2 protein-coding genes are annotated in these 2,349 nt (G+C 38.0%); both read right to left on the minus strand.

Features of this window, described 5'->3' with window-relative positions; genetic code table 11:
- Window positions 1-561: ATP-binding protein (locus tag L2567_RS20765; RefSeq protein ID WP_235299786.1), on the minus strand; the 561-nt coding region annotated here is incomplete at its 3' end.
- A 28-nt stretch (window positions 562-589) separates the two neighbouring features.
- The gene (gene istA, locus L2567_RS20770; protein ID WP_235299787.1) at window positions 590-2,143 is read right to left on the minus strand and encodes an IS21 family transposase; all 1,554 of its coding nucleotides are present in this window, start codon (window positions 2,141-2,143) and stop codon (window positions 590-592) included.
- Window positions 2,144-2,349: the final 206 nt, after the last annotated feature.

Genomic DNA, 2,349 nt, shown 5'->3' on the forward strand with positions numbered 1-2,349 from the left:
ATCTTCAAGGATTTGAAGCAGAGCTAATTTTACAGATTGTGATAGCGGTTGTAAACCAAAGTCATCAAGGATGATTAGGCTAGCTTTCTTGATTTTATCAAGCCATTTGATTAGAGAACCATCTGTTTTTGCGATACTTATTTGTTCTGCTAAACGATTCAGGTTAAAGTATAAAGTTCTATGCCCGAACAAGCATGCGTTGTGACCCAAAGCGCAAGCAAGGTAGGACTTACCGCATCCTGTAGCGCCTGTGATCAATACATTTTCAGCACGATTGATAAAGTTGCAATCTGCTAAGACAGACAGTTTTTCCTTACTCAGATTTCTCTTTTCAGAGCATTCGATGTCTTGGATAGAAGCTTGATATCTTAGCTTGCTTAACCTGAGATACATCTTAGTTCTCCGATCTGTTCGATAATGATATTCGGCATCTAAGAGTTGGGCGATAAGCTGATGGGCATCTGGATGATTGTTAATGGGTAGAGACAAAACTGCTTGGTAAGCATCTGCCATACCTGAGAGTTTCATTTGTCTAAACATGTCTAAAGATTCATTTTTCATTTATTAGAATTTTAAGATTAAAAGTCAATTATTGATAAGCTTCAGGTCCTCTAATATTAGTGTGATCAGGGATTTTAAGAATCAGGGCTTCATGCTCTTGATCTAGATTTTTCTCTAGAATATTCTTCATCATTGGATAATTTCCTTTGCCTGCTTTCTGGCATCGTTTTGCTGCATTTTCAACTCGAAGGGATGAGTATCGTTTAGAAAGATGAATAATCCCTGCACAGCTTTTGTACGCTTGAGCTTCGTAAATCTTACCAATCAAAATTTGTTGTATCAACCATTGAGTCGCTTCTCCTATTTGGGCTGCTTGTGCGATGAAGTAAGCGCCATCGTAACCTTGAGAAGCCTTCCATTGCTCATGATTTCGAGGTAAATGTTTATCACTAGTTTGGTAAGCATGGCTATTTCTGTGATCAAGTCTATTGTGCAATGCAACACGCTTCCTGTCTATATAAACCTCTACCATAGTTCGGTTATACAAGACAATAGCTTGCTTGCCGACGAACTGATGAGGCACTGAATAGTAGTTTTTTTCTTCGCCAAGAAAAACATGGTAATTGCGTTGAACTTTCGCTTTCGTAGATTTCTTAATTTCAAAGAGTTCGTTTGGCAAGTTATCCATCAGTGGCTTCTCATATTGCTCGAAGCGCTCCTTTCTACTTCCCTCTTTCTTTTGAAAAGGAAGTTGATTATGAATTTCTAATTGATCTTTAATGCCTCTATTTAGCTCTTCTATGCTATGAAAGATTTCATTTCTCAGAGGAGCATAAATTCTTTGGTAGGCGATCCTCACAGCATTTTCAACGCTTGCTTTATCCTTCGGTTTTCGAGGACGTGTTGCTTGTAATTCGATTCCATAATGCGCCCCTAACTGAACACACAAATCATTAAACTTAGGTTCATATTTATCTGATCTAGTGACGTAAGATTTTAGGTTGTCTGAAAGTAATTTTTTAGGGAGCTTACCTAGGAATAATAAAGCTTGATTAATACCGTGAATGAAGTCTTGTACCTTCTGAGAAGGCAAAGCAATAACAAAACAATAGTGACTAAAAGGACACACTGTCACCAGTACTTCACAGTTATGTTCCTCTCCTGTATTAATGTCTACCCAACAAAGTTTCTTGCCTGCAAAGTCTATTTGAAGAACATCTCCTGGTTTGTGGTTTAGGGCGATGGTTAAGTCCTTGGAGGCTATGTATCGTTTCAGTTTGCCGCAAAAGCGACTATAGCTATAAAACTGATCGTTTGTACTCTTATATTCCTCCCAGATCAGCTGACGTGTTACTCCAGGCTTACACAACTCCTCTAACCAAAAGGAGATCTTCTCAAGGAAAATACGATCTTTCTCGAGCTCTAAATCACTAGCTTCTTTATTGAAAATTACGAAGAAGGATTCTTGCTCAAGGCTTATGATCTTTTTTAAATCATGATCAAATTTCTGAGCTTGTCTTACATAGTGCTTGACTGTATTCTTAGAGATCTTAAGCTTCCTAGCGGTGGCTTTAAATGATCCATTCTTTAGAAATACCTTAAGTATTAATTTTACTTGATCCATACGTTTTATTTTGCCCATGCTTGTGATTTTATCACGAACATGAATATTATTTACCGCATGCATCCACATTTCCTAGGGGGTCAAACCTCAAGAATAATCTAATTCAGAGGGGTCAAACCATAGGAATGTTACCAACATCCTTCTATTTTTGAGGGGTCAAACCTCAGGAATCAGGTGGGGTCAGTATAATAGGAATAGGGGGGTCAAAGCTTTAGGAATATGCA

The organism is Portibacter marinus (genome assembly GCF_021533195.1).
Taxonomy (GTDB): domain Bacteria; phylum Bacteroidota; class Bacteroidia; order Chitinophagales; family Saprospiraceae; genus Portibacter; species Portibacter marinus.